12 protein-coding genes and 1 pseudogene are annotated in these 14,301 nt (G+C 58.2%); 5 read left to right on the top strand and 8 right to left on the bottom strand.

Translation table 11 applies throughout. The annotated features are described in order from the left end of the window. Window positions 1–233 precede the first annotated feature (233 nt). The 4 genes and pseudogenes from trxB to EIH27_RS07100 all read left to right on the top strand — a co-directional run. A pseudogene (gene trxB / locus EIH27_RS07115) lies at window positions 234–1,160 on the top strand (thioredoxin-disulfide reductase); the annotation flags it as partial. Between the two features lie 323 nt (window positions 1,161–1,483). Continuing rightward, window positions 1,484–1,780, top strand: a complete 297-nt coding sequence (locus tag EIH27_RS07110) for a hypothetical protein (RefSeq protein WP_124040297.1) — start codon at window positions 1,484–1,486, stop codon at window positions 1,778–1,780. Between the two features lie 254 nt (window positions 1,781–2,034). Next, window positions 2,035–3,324: an aminotransferase-like domain-containing protein gene (locus EIH27_RS07105; RefSeq protein WP_124040296.1), complete on the top strand. Its 1,290-nt coding sequence runs from the start codon at window positions 2,035–2,037 to the stop codon at window positions 3,322–3,324. Window positions 3,325–3,571: 247 nt separating this feature from the next. Further along, a complete protein-coding gene (locus EIH27_RS07100) occupies window positions 3,572–4,546 on the top strand; it encodes a D-alanine--D-alanine ligase family protein (RefSeq protein ID WP_124040295.1) in 975 nt (324 codons plus the stop codon). Between the two features lie 214 nt (window positions 4,547–4,760). Here EIH27_RS07100 and EIH27_RS07095 read toward each other — a convergent pair whose 3' ends face one another. From EIH27_RS07095 to rpmH, 8 genes are all read right to left on the bottom strand, one after another. Further along, complete coding sequence (locus EIH27_RS07095) at window positions 4,761–6,197, bottom strand: ParB/RepB/Spo0J family partition protein (RefSeq protein ID WP_124040294.1); 1,437 nt, start codon at window positions 6,195–6,197, stop codon at window positions 4,761–4,763. Window positions 6,198–6,201: 4 nt separating this feature from the next. Then, on the bottom strand, window positions 6,202–7,119 hold the full coding sequence (locus tag EIH27_RS07090) for a ParA family protein (RefSeq protein WP_124040429.1): 918 nt from the start codon (window positions 7,117–7,119) through the stop codon (window positions 6,202–6,204). 638 nt (window positions 7,120–7,757) lie between these two features. Next, window positions 7,758–8,390 (bottom strand): 16S rRNA (guanine(527)-N(7))-methyltransferase RsmG, encoded by a 633-nt coding sequence (gene rsmG / locus EIH27_RS07085; protein ID WP_241153022.1) that lies wholly within the window; start codon window positions 8,388–8,390, stop codon window positions 7,758–7,760. Window positions 8,391–8,396: 6 nt separating this feature from the next. Beyond that, the gene (locus tag EIH27_RS07080; protein ID WP_241153021.1) at window positions 8,397–9,029 is read right to left on the bottom strand and encodes a Jag family protein; all 633 of its coding nucleotides are present in this window, start codon (window positions 9,027–9,029) and stop codon (window positions 8,397–8,399) included. Window positions 9,030–9,041: 12 nt separating this feature from the next. Continuing rightward, the gene (yidC, locus tag EIH27_RS07075) at window positions 9,042–10,172 is read right to left on the bottom strand and encodes a membrane protein insertase YidC (protein WP_124040293.1); all 1,131 of its coding nucleotides are present in this window, start codon (window positions 10,170–10,172) and stop codon (window positions 9,042–9,044) included. Window positions 10,173–10,175: 3 nt separating this feature from the next. After that, window positions 10,176–10,490 carry a membrane protein insertion efficiency factor YidD gene (yidD, locus tag EIH27_RS07070; protein WP_124040292.1) on the bottom strand — a complete coding sequence of 105 codons (315 nt, stop codon included), beginning with the start codon at window positions 10,488–10,490 and terminating at the stop codon, window positions 10,176–10,178. Then, window positions 10,491–10,991: a ribonuclease P protein component gene (gene rnpA / locus EIH27_RS07065; protein ID WP_124040291.1), complete on the bottom strand. Its 501-nt coding sequence runs from the start codon at window positions 10,989–10,991 to the stop codon at window positions 10,491–10,493. Beyond that, entirely contained in the window at window positions 10,991–11,128 is a 138-nt protein-coding gene (gene rpmH / locus EIH27_RS07060) for a 50S ribosomal protein L34 (RefSeq protein WP_124040290.1), read from the bottom strand. Before rpmH ends, rnpA begins: the two co-directional genes overlap by 1 nt. 429 nt (window positions 11,129–11,557) lie before the next feature. Here rpmH and dnaA point away from each other — a divergent pair, with 429 nt between their 5' ends. Next, a complete protein-coding gene (dnaA, locus tag EIH27_RS07055; protein WP_124040289.1) occupies window positions 11,558–13,558 on the top strand; it encodes a chromosomal replication initiator protein DnaA in 2,001 nt (666 codons plus the stop codon). Window positions 13,559–14,301 lie beyond the last annotated feature (743 nt).

Below are 14,301 nucleotides of genomic sequence, written 5' to 3'. Positions count from 1 at the left end.
ATGAGGCCGGCTGCTTGCGCCGGCCGTCACTTCGCCGGAAAGTATCCAGCCGCCGCTAGCCGCCCGCGCTACCAGCGGCGCCCGCACTGTTAGCGACGCACGTTGCGGGCAGCGCGCTTCTAACGTTGAATGCCACAGAATACCGGCCGGTCAAATATGGTTGCGTAAGCGACGGCGCTCGAGTGCGGCGTCGAATAGGGCCGGGAATACCCGGTGCCGAAGGAAAGGAAGCCATGAGCGAAGAAATTCGGGATGTCATCATTGTTGGCTCCGGCCCGGCGGGCTGGACCGCGGCCCTCTACGCCGCGCGCGCAGGCCTCAATCCCCTGGTGATCGGCGGTGCAATCGACGCCGGTGGCGCCCTTATGCGCACCACCACCGTGGAGAACTTCCCGGGCTTCCCCGAGGGCATTTTCGGCCCCGACCTCATGACCAAGATGCAGGAGCAGGCCGAAAAATTCGGCGCTGAAATGATCTACGAGGACGTCACGGACTTCCAACTGGAGGGTGACGTCAAGGTGCTGCGCACCGATGACGACGCCGTATATCGCGCCCGCACGGTCATTCTGTCGCTCGGTTCCGCGTACCGGAAGTTGGGCCTGGATGGCGAGGCGCAGTTCTCCGCCCGCGGCGTCTCCTACTGTGCCACCTGCGATGGTTTCTTCTTCAAGGACCAGGAGATCGCCGTGGTGGGCGGGGGCGATTCGGCCGTCACGGACGCCCTGTTCCTCACCCGCTTCGCCAGCAAGGTGCACGTCATTCACCGGCGGGATGAGCTCCGCGCATCCAAAATCATGGCGGACCGGCTGCTGGCGGACCCGAAAGTGGAAATGCACTGGAATTCCCAGGTGGTGGATATCCTGGGCGAAGATGGTGGTTCGGCCAACGCGGTGGTGCTACGCGACACCCAGACGGGCGAAGAGCACACCCTGCCGGTGGGCGGCGTATTCGTTGCCATCGGTCAGGAGCCTCGCACGGACATTCTGGGCGGCCAGGTGCAGCTGGATGATCACGGCTACATCGTGGTGCAGGAACCCGGCACGGCCACCTCCCTGCCCGGCGTATTCGCCGCCGGGGACGTGGTAGATCACGTGTACTGCCAGGCCATCACCGCCGCGGGTACCGGTGCGCGCGCAGCTCTTGACGCGCAGCACTATCTTGAGCAGCAGTCGGCGCTGGCCCTCGCTGCGAGACAGAGCCTTGCTGACGGGCAGAACTCTGCTGACGGGCAGACAACGGGTGGCACACCGGCGGCGAGCGATACGCAGACGGCGGAGAACGGGCAGGCAAAGGACAATGCCTCCCAGCCGGATAGCGCCGTCATTGGTGATACGGCGCTATCCGCCAATAGTGCCGCTGCCAGCACTGGAAATTCGGCCGAGTAAAGCAGGAGTCATTGTCTGGTGCGGCCGAATCCTCTGAAACGCGGCCGCACTATACGTTGGCATTCTTCGGCGCAGCCTGGTCCCCTCCTACGGCACCCATGAGTCGTATTTTTGAAGAGACACTCATCGATATGGCACGCCTTGCGCCCGGCGTGAAAATTGCGGGTGCGGCGATTGACCTTGGTGGCGCTGAGACAATCGAGGGCACCGAGCCGGGCGATACTCCCGCGGACCCCTCTCTTGCCGCTGTTATTCCCACCTTGCGGTGGGTACCCACCATCGTGGCGTTGGACGAGCAGGGAAACGAGTGCGCGCGTTTTGAGGGCATGATGCCCAAACTTGAGATTCGCCGGAAACTGCTTGCGGTTTTCGCTGGGAAACCCGAAACGGATTAGTCGGTAAAGAGTCTGACGCGAGGCCCCCGGAAACCAGCCAGGTAAATCCGGGAAAACGAAACCCTTCACATCCAGCCTGGTTCCACCACAGAGTTCTTCCACGAACAACCCCGGTAAATTTACTACGTAAGCGCAGCGGCGTCGTACCATACGTAGATTTTCCGACCATTCCCCATATTCCGAGGTACGGCTGCTCCACCCGCCGTGTCACCAGCTGTGGCAGGATTTCCAAGGTGTTCTCGGAAAGGAGGAGCATGTCTCGCACTCAAGCAACGCGAATGGACCCGTGGTACAACGTGTACGCGGATCGCGCACTGGGAATGCTGCAATCGGAGGTCCGAAGTCTCTTTGCCGTGGCAAGCCGGCCGGAGGTGGTGTCACTGGCAGGCGGTATGCCCAATATTGCGGGCCTTCCGCTCGACTTTCTAGCGAACATGATGGCCAAGCTGGTACGCGAGCACGGCACCGCCGCCCTGCAATACGGCGGTGGCCAAGGCGAGGAATCGCTACGCGAAATGATTGCCGAGGTCATGCGGCCGGACGGTATTCACGGCCATCCCGATGACATCACGATTACAACCGGCAGCCAGCAGGCGCTCGATCTCATCACAGAAATCTTCATTAATCCCGGCGACGTAATTCTGGCGGAAGCGCTTTCCTACGTTGGCGCACTGGGGACGTTCCGAACGTATCAGGCCAGCGTGGTTCACGTGCCACTCGACGCAAACGGACTCATTCCGGAGGCACTCGAATCGACCATCGTGAAGCTTGAGGCCGAGGGTCGTCCCATTAAATTCCTCTACACAATCCCGAACTTCCATAATCCGGCGGGCGTGTCACTGAGCGCGGAGCGACGGCCGCAGATCGTTGAGATTTGCCAGCGCCATCACGTACTGATCGTTGAGGATAATCCGTACGGACTACTTGGATTCGACGGCGATCCACTCCCCGCGTTACAGTCACTCAATCCCGACGGCGTGGTATACCTCGGCAGTTTTTCTAAGACCTTTGCACCGGGATTTCGAATCGGATGGGCACTCGCCCCCTCGGCCGTTAGCGCACGTATTACGCTCGCTAATGAAAATGCAATTCTCTGCCCGAATAAGTTCGGACAGTTGGCCATTGCCGAATACCTACGCACCTACGACTGGTATGGACAGATCAGTTCCTACCGCACGATGTATCGGAGCCGCGGCGAGGCCATGCAGAATGCCCTCTCCAAGTACCTTCCCATGTGCCAGTGGAATACGCCGACAGGCGGATTCTACACCTGGGTGAAACTTCCCGGAGGACTTGATGCACACGCCATGCTTCCCCGGGCTGTGACACACCTGGTGGCCTACGTGTCTGGCACCGCGTTCTACGCGGATGGTCAAGGAGGCGATCATATGCGGCTCTCCTTCTGCTACCCCACCGAGGAACAGATCATCGAGGGGGTTCGCCGGCTCGGTGAAGTCGTTTCGGCGGAAGCGGAGTTGGCCGAGCTGTTTGGCACGGATCATGAACAGCGGGATATATCCGCAAATGATGCCCCGCGAGATTGATCAGAGATGCGCATCGAGGCTCGCGAATTAGATAGTGGGGCTGACGAACTGGGTTCGTATAGCTTTATTAAGTTAGCGGCGCACGATATGCGCTGACAGTCTTGCCATGCTCATCACCGAAGTATTCACCGGGCGACCTCGAATGTTTCACGTGAAACACGCATCGCACTTCAACCCACTAGCCACTAGCCACTAGCCACTAGCCACTAGCCAAGCAAACACACTGTCGTTTACCCAAAGGATTGTCATGACTACCCCAATTACCGTTGCCATCTTGGCAGGAGGATTCACCCACGAGCGTTCCGTCTCGCTGCGTTCCGCTCGCCGGGTGGCATCCGATTTTCGCGAAGCAGGATTTCAAACCAAAGTATTAGACGTAGACGGCAACCTGCTGGCTCGTCTCAATTCGATGTCACCAACCCTCGCGTGGCCCCTAGTCCATGGCGTCACCGGTGAAGATGGAGCCATTCAGTCCCTCCTCGAACTCTCCGGTATTCCGTACATCGGATCCACAACGATCGCTGCACGTTTGGCATCTAATAAGACGGTAGCCCAATCTCTCCTCCGCGATCGCAACATCCAGGTACCGCGGTCCCTCTCGATTCCGGAGGCGCTCTTTAGAGAAGTGGGCGTTACCGGAATGCTTAGCCTCATTGAAGAGAACTTCGGCTTACCACTGGTCACGAAACCAGCGGTCGGCGGTTCCTCACTCGGCGTCACGGCGGTAGATTCAGTCGCTGATCTTCCGCGAGCCATGGTGGATTGCTTCGCCTACTATCCTGAGGCACATCTTGAAGAGTTCGTGAGCGGACGAGAGATCGCTGTCAGCCTGGTGGAGATCGACGGTGAGCTTGTTGTGCTTCCTCCCGTTGAAATCCAAGTTTCGGAAGGGCTCTATGACTACGAGGCTCGTTACCAACCCGGGCGTGCCGAGTACTATATTCCGGCCGACCTCACGGAAACAGAGCAGGAGGCACTGCGCGATTCCGCAACTGCTGCATTCCGCGCACTCGGATTGAGAGACTTGGCGCGAATTGATTACATCCTTGGCGAGCGTGGCCCCGTGCTCATTGACATCAATATCGCGCCGGGCATGACCGAAACGTCACTGCTCCCCTTGGCCGCATCGGACTACGCCCACGAGCACGGACTTGAGACACGCGATATTTACGCCTCAATTGTTCACGGCGCATATGTGCATATCCAAGAAGTTGAGGACTAATCAGACTAAAGGAATAGTGCGGCACCACCCCGGGCGCCGGTGGACGATTGTATTTTCGTCCGCCGGCGCCTTTCCTCTGTAGTGTCGCGCTGATATAACAACTTCGAGATTCGGCTGCTACTAGGAAGCGTCGAGTAGACCAGGTTATTGAACCAACAGTCACCGCATTCGCATGCCTCTTAAAGCGTTCGATCCACACAGGAACGAACTACCGTTACTCAGGGTCTTCCGTTGAATTCGTGATTACCGATTCTCCAGGTACCAATACGTCGAGGATACGATTGAGATCCTCAATGTTCGCAAAGTCCACCTTGATGGATCCCTTGCGCATTCCCATACTGACCGTCACTTTGGTATTGAGCCGCTCACCCAGCCGGCCAGAAAGCTCTCCCAGTTCGGCGCCATATCGCTTCGTGCGGCGTCGCCGTGTGTGATGCGCGATTGCTTCGCCATCCAGTGCCACAATTTCTTCGGTTTGTCGCACAGACAGACCTTCAGCCACAATCCGTTGCGCTAACCGTTCCATAGCGGCCGGATCAGTCAAACCTAGTAAGGCACGTGCATGCCCCGCGGTCAACACACCCGCAGCTACCCGCCGTTGAACCAGGGGCGGCAATTTCAGCAACCGAAGTGTATTTGCAATCTGAGGACGAGATCGCGCAATCTTCTTCGCGAGTTCATCCTGTGTGCAATCAAAGTCTTCAAGCAGTTGCTGGTAAGCAGCGGCTTCTTCTAGCGGATTGAGTTGCGCACGATGGAGATTCTCGAGCAAAGCGTCGCGCAACATATCGGTCTGTTCTGTGTGTCGAACAATCGCCGGGATCGTCTCCAGCTCGGCGCGACGCGCTGCCCGCCACCGTCGTTCACCCATAATGAGTTCGTATCGCGCATCTGGATGAGCTGAGTCAGGCTCAGCCAGGGGCCGTACGACAATAGGCTGCAGCACGCCTACTTCTCGAAGCGATTGAGCTAGCTCATCCAACTCATCCTCATCGAACACGCTTCTAGGCTGCACTCGATTAGGAATAATGGCGTCGAGCGGAATCTCTGCAAATGTTGCGCCCGGTACCGGTACTAGATCACCCTCCGTCAATGTTTCACGTGAAACATTGACGTTGCGACTGCCTAGCGAACCCTTTTCCCCGGAGAGTTGTTCGTCCTTGAACCTATCTGGTGCCGAAACAGCACGAACACTAGATTCGATCGCCTCTTCGCCGTCGATAGATTCAACGGTTTCAGCAGAAAGCCCCGAACCATCCTCAGATGTTTCACGTGAAACATTCGTTTCTTCTACCTGAGTACGATCAATGGCTTCATCATCGTCTTTGGCAGGTGTAGTTGTGGCACTCTGCCCGGGGTCCACGCTCGGACTATTGACTGTCCGCTCCCCCATATTTGACCGCCCAGAACCCGTACGGGACGGATCTTTATCTGCGTCAACGAAGCTACCCTCATCGTTGCCAAACAAATCCACACCACGCTGCGTCGTAGTCTTTCGCTCAGCTACCGACCCAGCACGCTTCTTACTCGGCTTCTTCGAACGTGCACCACCAAAGAACACATCAATCGGACTATCCGTACTTTCCCGCTGCGATTCCGGGATAAGCGCCCCAAGACCACTACCGAGTCCCCGCCGCTTCTTCTGTGCCATACAACTACTCCGATCGTTCCGAAAGTTCACGCGCTGCCGCAAGGTATGCAATGGCCCCACTCGAGCGTGGCGCATAGGTCATCACCGTTTCGCCATACGATGGCGCTTCCGCAATCCGAACCGATCGCGGGATCTCCGTCTCAAGCGTTTCATTCGGGAAGTACTGCCGTACGTTTTGCGCCACTTCTGCCGAGAGATTCGTATTCTTTGCCACCATGGTGAGAATGATGGTGGACACTCGCAGATCGGGATTTGCCATCTGTCGCGCGCTCTCAATGGTCGCGAGTAACTGGCTCAATCCTTCTAGAGCGTAGTACTCCGCCTGTACCGGAATAAGTACCTCCTGAGCCGCCACCAGTGCGCTAATCGAAAGCAGCGACATACTCGGCGGGCAATCAATGAATACGAAATCCACCGCCTCGCCATGCGCACGCCTATCACTCAAATACGTAGTCAACGCGTTGCGCAGCTGCATCCGTCCATCATCCTGCGCCGATAACTCAAGTTCAGACGTGGAGAGGCTAATACTCGAAGGAACTAGACCAAGGTTCGGAATCTTCTCATTGAACACGAGAACGTCACGCATGCGCCGGCGCTTCATAAGCACTTCATACAGCGTGCCACGATCACCTGCCCCACCTAAGGCCGTGGTCGCATTCGCCTGTGGATCCGCATCAACAAGGAGCACGGACATACCGTTCTGAGCAAGCGCCGCCGCAAGATTTACTGCGGTACTGGTCTTACCAACCCCACCCTTCTGGTTAGCGACCGCGATGATACGAGTTTGCTTCGGGCGTGCGAAACCTTTGGCTTCCACCTCGTCACGTAGTGCAAAGTCTTGCGCAAGTTCGTTCGCTAGCGGACTATCTGCGCCCCCAAGCCGATCCCACCGCGAAGTGGATTCCATATCCTTTGACTTCATTTTGCGAGGATCCATGCTCCACGCCCCCTCTCGACCGTTCCGATCCTACCGGCCACAGCCCACACATAATTGTCCTGGGGAAAGTCTCACCCAAATTTTTCCTGTGGACACATCAACAACCGCCCACTAGCCACCCTGTTTAACGTGAGGTATTGAGCGGTCGGAACTATCGAAGTGATAGCACACTCAAACTCGCTCATCAGCCACACCGCTCACCAGCTACACAGCAACACAAATTTCGACCTCGAAGAGTTGCCGCCGAATCATTACAACCCGCCAGCACCGCCCCACCTGCTCAATGTTTCACGTGAAACATTCCCCTCTTTGTTTCACGTGAAACATTTCAGATTGCCTCGCTTCGAACCACTCAGGAACCGCCCGGAAAACGCCCTGCACCGTCAGGCGTTCAGTAATCACACCGCCACAATGAGCAAGCCGCCAGATTAAGCCCAATGACCACGCCACCTCGGCGCGCAAGCACCAGGCTACCAAGCACCAGGCTACCGACCTACCGCGTGGTCAACATACTCCACAAAGCTGAGCCAGCGCGAAATAGTGCCGACACACGAGAAGCATCCCGCTAACCACACGAGCGGCACCCACACAGATCACGCCACCCCGGGGAGCAACCAGGTGAACTATCCGAGCTTGCGAACCTCCACCACGAAGGTTTCTTCATCGGTACCAAACGGCATCACAGGATAAACATCGGCCCAGGCAGCCTTATATGCGCGCAGCTGATTTCCAGCAGCGTCGATTTCTTCACCAGCCCGTTTACCCTTCAACGCGAGTAGTGATCCACCGGGCCGCAGTAATGGCATCACCCACGGGAGCAGCTTCTTAAGATTCGCCACTGCACGCGCAGTCACGACATCCGCAAGAAAATGTCCGCGCAGGTCCTCGGCGCGCGTTTGCCGAATTTTAAGATTCTTTAGTTTGAGTTCTTTCCGAACCTCACGCAACCACTCGGTACGCCGCTCCATGGACTCGATGAGGGTCACCTCGGCGTCGGGCCGAAGAATAGCGATCACCACGCCGGGAAAGCCTGCCCCGGACCCAACATCCCCCACCTTGGCATCCCGCGGGATCCATTCAATGGGCGCCGCAGAATTCAAAATGTGCCGAGACCACAGGCGCTCCAGCTCGCGCGGACCGATAAGCCCGCGCTCATTACCCTGTTCCTCCAGCATCCGGCCGAACGTGAGGAGACGCTGCCATGCCTCCTCGCCCCAGTGTTCGGCTCCGCCCTCCGGCGGTCGCTCCACGCTCACCGGTGCCTACTCACCGTCCGAGTCGTCGGCCGCATCATCGTAATCGGCGCCGTCCACGTCGCCCAGTTCCGCCTCTTCAAACTCCGCGTCGGCACGATCGGCGGAGTCTTCATCAACGTCATCCTCGTAGCCATCATCCGCATCGAAATCATCAGCGGGCTTAATCACCACGTGACGCTTCCGGCCCATCCCCTCGGAATCGGAGAGAAGCCCGGCTTCGGCTGCGGCGTCGTGCACTACCTTGCGCTCAAACGGATTCATAGCTTCCAGCTCAATCTCGTCGCCGGTAGCACGTACCTCTTCGATGGCACGCTCGGCCAGCTCGCGAATCTCCTTGCGGCGCTGCTCGCGATAGCCGGCAATATCCACCATCACGCGGGAGCGCTCGCCCGTCTGCTGCTGCACAGCAAGGCGGGTGAGATCCTGAAGAGAGTTGAGGGTGCTTCCTCCCTTGCCGATGAGCCGATGGAGTGCCTCGCTCGGCTCGCCGTCCACCACAACACCTACCGTGGGCCGGCCACCCTCCACGGAGATTTCGATGTCCCCATCGAGGTCCGCGATATCCAGCAGTCCCTCCAGGTAATCCGCGGCAATATCGCCCTCGTGTTCGAGGGTCGCCTTCTCATCTTCTGCCATCATTTCTCCAGCTAGCTAGTTGTGCTTTCGGTTCTTCTTGTTCTTATTCTGCTTGCGGCGGGCACGCTCGGCCTGGCGGCGCTCGTAGCGCTTCCGGGCACGCTCCTCATCCGTGAGTCCGTCCTTACCACGCACCGGCTCATCATTGGCCGGCTCCGCCGCCGGCTGCTCAATGCCGGCCTTCTTGGCCCGCTCCTTGCCCATCGGCTGGTAGCGCTGGCCGCCCTGCGCCTCGCGCTCGTCAAGCTCCTGCGCTTCTTCCTCGGTGAGTCCCGCGCGCTTCCGCTTCGCAGCCAGCCGCGCCTCGCGCTCCTTGTACGCCTTCGAGCCCGGCGTGGGATTATTACGGATAAACCAGGACTGCTGCCCCATGTTCCAAAGGTTGCCGGCGCACCAGTACACGAGCACACCGATCGGGAAGGCCACGCCGGAGAATAGGTAGAGCAGTGGGAAGCCGTACAGCATGACCTTTTGCATCTGCTGCGCCGGATTCTTACCCTCGCTCGGGTCAATTTCCGGCATGTTCTTCTTCATGAGCTGGCGCTGCGTCCAGTACATCGTAAAGATCATGATGAGCACCAGCACGCCGGCCACCACGCGAATAGTTGTGGCTGAGTATCCGGGCAGGTGAGGCGCTGAAGTGAACGACGCCGAAAGCGGCGCGCCAAACACCGTGGAGTTTTCAAAGTGCTGCGCGATCTGCTTGGTGATAGGCCCAAGCGTGTCCCTGCTCCACGATCCAGTGGCCAGGCTGGGGAACGCAATGAGCACACGATAGAGCGCAAACAGCACCGGCATCTGAATAATCAACGGAAGGCAGGACGCGAACGGGGAGGCATCATGCTTCTTGTAGAGCGCCTGCAGTTCTTCCTGCTGACGCTGCATGGAGATCTGATCCCGCTTGCCCTTGTATTTCCGCTGAATTTTCATCATTTCGGGCTGCAGCGCCTGCATATTGCGCGAAGCCTTAATCTGCTTGTTGTACAGCGGAAGAATGCATAGACGCACCACCACGGTGAGGCCGAGGATGGCGAAAACCCACGCCGGCCCGGCACCGCTGTCCATACCCAGTGCCACCAGGCCCTCGTGGATGCCGTACATAATCCACGCGATCACCCACATAATGGGGTAAAGGATTGTATCCAACACTTACTCCGTAGCTCGCCCGTGATGCTGGGCGTCTTCTTCTTTGTACAGTTCCATGAGCCCGTCAAGATCTAAGGGCTTCGTAGGCCACTGGCCGCGTGCCGGTACCCGATCCACGCCGCCCCGAGAGAACGGATTACACCGAAGCAACCGCCAAGCTGCCAAAATTGTACCTTTAAATAGCCCGTGCACCCGCAAGGCCTCGAGCGCGTATTGGGAGCACGTGGGCGCATAGCGACATCGCGGCGGCAGCCCCGGTGAGAGATATTTCTGGTAGCCGCGAATGAGAAGCTCCGGAAACGCGGTGAGCGCGCTCATTCACGCCTTCCCGTTACTCCGACGGCGTTCGCTTTGTTCGACGCCGTTTTCATCCGCGTGGCCTTTGACACCGTCACCGGCTGGTTTCTGTTCGACGCCGCCACGCCCCGCAGCCCCGCTTACGTTCCGGTTCGGGTTATCCGCGTATCGATCGCTACGCCGCATTGCCTTCTTACGTGCGCTTCGGATAGCGGTATCAAGGTCCGCTTCAAGTTCGGCCGAGGTGGATCCAGCGGCACGCGGAAATGCGCGTACCACCACCAGCTCCCCGGGCTTAAATGCGTCCAGCCGGGCGCGCACCAGATGGCGTAGCTGCCGGTAGACGCGATGACGCACCACGGAGTTTCCTACAGCCTTAGAAACACGGAAACCGACCCGCACAGGATGCGGATCGGTTGTACTGGCAATAGCTACCAGCATGCGCCCCGACTTGCCTCGCGCACCCCGAAGGGCAGCGCGAAACTCCTCACCGGAGCGCATCCTGTTTGGCGCGGAAAGCACTACGCGGAGAGCTTCGCGCGCCCCTTGCGGCGCCGGGCCGCGAGCACAGCGCGTCCAGCGCGCGTGCTCATACGCTTACGAAAACCGTGCACCTTGGCACGACGCCGATTGTTCGGCTGGAAAGTCCGCTTGACCACGGTGTGCCTCCCGAAAGTTGGATGAGGCTCATCGCCTCCTGACGGCGTGAGGGGTGCCCACGCATTGACCACAGAACTCTAGGTGAGAAACCCGCAACAGGTCAATGCGTTCCCGCCCTTCTGAGCCTCATATCACGCCTCTCGCTCGCCGCTGGTTAGTGACGAAGGACACAAGCTAGGGTCACGCTGAAGAAATGCACAGATGTGGACAGTTGCGCCACACCGGAGGAATGGCAGCAAATTAGCCATAATCAGCCTGTTAATAACATGCCTGTAATTTCCACAGTTGTGCACAAAGCTGTGGATAACTCACTCCCGCGCTACGCATGAATCCCCTACGATAGGTACATCTTTTTTATACCCGCGGGCATGAATGCGCGAATCCACACGCTTTCCCCAACCGCCTACGAGTTGTCCACAGGAGGGTGAATGGGAGCGATGAATCCGGCACGCGATGCGTGGAATGCCGCGCTTGAGCTGCTGCGCATGGATCATGCGCTCTCGGATTCACAGACGGCATTTGCCCGCATGGTGTACCCGATTGCTACCGTGGATGGCACCTTCCTGGTAGCTGTCGGTTCTGATTTCGTGAAGACGTGGGTGGAGACTCATCTCACGCAGCAAATGACAGATATGCTCTCGGCGATCCTGGGGCGTCAGGTCACTATTTCTATATCGGTTGACCCCTCCGTTAACGATCAACCATCAGAGGATCATGACGACCCTGCCCCGGCGCGAGGGACCTCAAGCTTTGATGATCGCTACAGCGAGCTCCACCGGCAGGAACAGACACCTCACCCACAGCAAAGCTATGTAGATTATCCGTCTGATTCCGCGGCAGCTGATATCTCCTCATCCGCTACCGATCTTTCTTCAGATAAGAGTTCATACGCAGAACCATCGGATGCCGAATACTCCGTATCCGATGGTTCCGGCTCCACGGATGCCCCGCGCCCCGGCAGTTATAGAGCCGCGGCCGCCGCGCACTTTGCTCACCGAAAAGCTCCTGACGGTTCGCAGCGCTCTACTCAGCCACAGGACGTCGCTTTTACTGCGGCGGATAACCACTACCGCCGCAGCCGCGAACAGCGGGGCGAGGCGGCGTCGTACGAAAACGGCGATACCCCGCAGCGAATACAGACAGCGAAGCCAGCCTCACGTGACTATCAGTCCGATCAATCAGCGCCGCAGACCGAACAGCCCGTGGCGCAGCGGGTCGCGGAACAAATTGACCAGCGCATGAGGGAACAGCGCGCACCCCAGCAGCCTCCCGCTCAGCAACCCCAGCAAGGTCTGGTTGCGGTAGCGCAGCCGGCGGGGTACACGGAGATGAAGGATTCCTCGTTCGGTAACCAGAACGACGCCGAGTTCCTCGAGCGCTCAAAGGCCGCCGGGTTAAACGCGAAGTACACCTTTGATAATTTCGTGGTGGGCGAGTCCAATCGTTTCGCCAGTGCCACCGCGCTGGCCGTGGCCGAATCTCCCGGCACCACGTACAACCCGCTCTTTCTTTATTCGGATTCCGGCATGGGGAAAACACACCTCATGCACGCCATCGGCAACTACACGCTTTCGCTGTATCCCAATAGAAAAGTGCGCTATATATCCGCGGATGAGTTCACCACTCTATTCATTAACTCGCTGCGTGATGACACCCGGCTGGAGTTTAAGAAAACGTTCCGCAACGTGGACGTTCTCCTTATCGACGATATCCAGTTCATCGGCAGCCGCGAATCCACCGTGCAGGAGTTCTTCCATACATTCAATACGCTCACCATGGCGAACAAGCAGATTGTGATTACCAGTGATGTGGCGCCGAATCTGCTCAACGGCTTTGAGGAGCGCATGCTCTCGCGGTTCAGTTCCGGCGTAGTAGCCGCCATTGACCGGCCAAACCTTGAAACGCGCATCGCGATTCTCGGTAAGAAGGCCGCGGCCGATCGCATCACCGTGCCGCGTGACGTCATGGAGTTCATCGCATCCAATATGACCACGAATGTACGCGAAATGGAGGGAGCACTCCGCCGCGTCACGGCCTTCGCGGATCTCACCAAGGAACCGGTGTCACTCACCCTGGCAAAAATGGTGCTCAAGGACCTCATCGCCAATCCGGATAGCGTAGAAATCACGCCGTCCGTCATCATGACGCAAACGGCCACGTACTTCCAGGTATCCCTTGATGAAATTACGGGGCCGGATCGTTCCCGCTCAATCGTCACCGCGCGCCAGATTGCCATGTACCTGTGCCGCGAGATGACCAGCCTTTCTCTCCCCAAGATCGGCGAGATATTCGGGGGCCGCGATCACACCACCGTGATGCATGCGTACCGCAAGATCGACAAGCAGATGGCCGAGAAGCAGACCACCTATAACCAGGTGTCCGAGCTCTCCGTCCGCATCAAGCAGGCCGCCACGCAGCAGACGGCATAGTTGCTCGAAGAAATTGCCCCGCACGATGCCGTAGCGTCCCGTAGTATGTAGCGGCTCATATGTCCTGTCCCATACTGGACATCCCGCGTGTTTCGTACCGGGCATCCCATTTTTTCTGGGCATACGCAGTGCCCCGTAGCTTAGAGTGCTGATAACACACGGGGAACATACCCGGTAACCCGCCACGCGCAGTCGAAAGACCGTCTCTAGAAGCTTCTCCGCTGAGGAGCCATCACCGGCAAGTTGTCCGGTGGCAAATTGTCCGGCGCGAAGCCCGCAAAGACCGAACCGAATGTGCTGCTCAGAGCCGGCGTCTCCACCCTGAAAAGTTATCCACAGGGACGGTGGATTGCCTGTGGAAGATTATCGAAATCTTGCGGACAGTCAGTTTTCCGCGGTGGATCACCAAAAGAGCAAAATGTTTCATGCACAGAAGGCGAAAATCATCCACGGCTCCATCCACAGGTTCATCCACAGGACTTCTTGGCTTGCCGGAGCCGATTAGAACAAGAATCCACAGGGTCCACAGCACCTACTACCACTACTACATAACTACTCAACCAATGACGTCCGGGCGGCACCTGCACTGCTCGCGGACGCCGACGTCGAACCGGGCCACCGCGCTCACACTGAATGACAAGCTTTGTAATTACACGCAACGTAATTACAAAAACGCACGTAGAACTCGGTGCACAGGTGGCGAAATGACCGAACACTTCACAGCCAGCAGCGGTAAGCGAGGC

The organism is Neoactinobaculum massilliense, from assembly GCF_900604955.1.
In the GTDB taxonomy this organism is placed as follows: domain Bacteria; phylum Actinomycetota; class Actinomycetes; order Actinomycetales; family Actinomycetaceae; genus Neoactinobaculum; species Neoactinobaculum massilliense.
The sequence above is the reverse complement of the archived record's forward strand: the minus strand, read 5'-3'. Positions and strand labels throughout refer to the sequence as shown.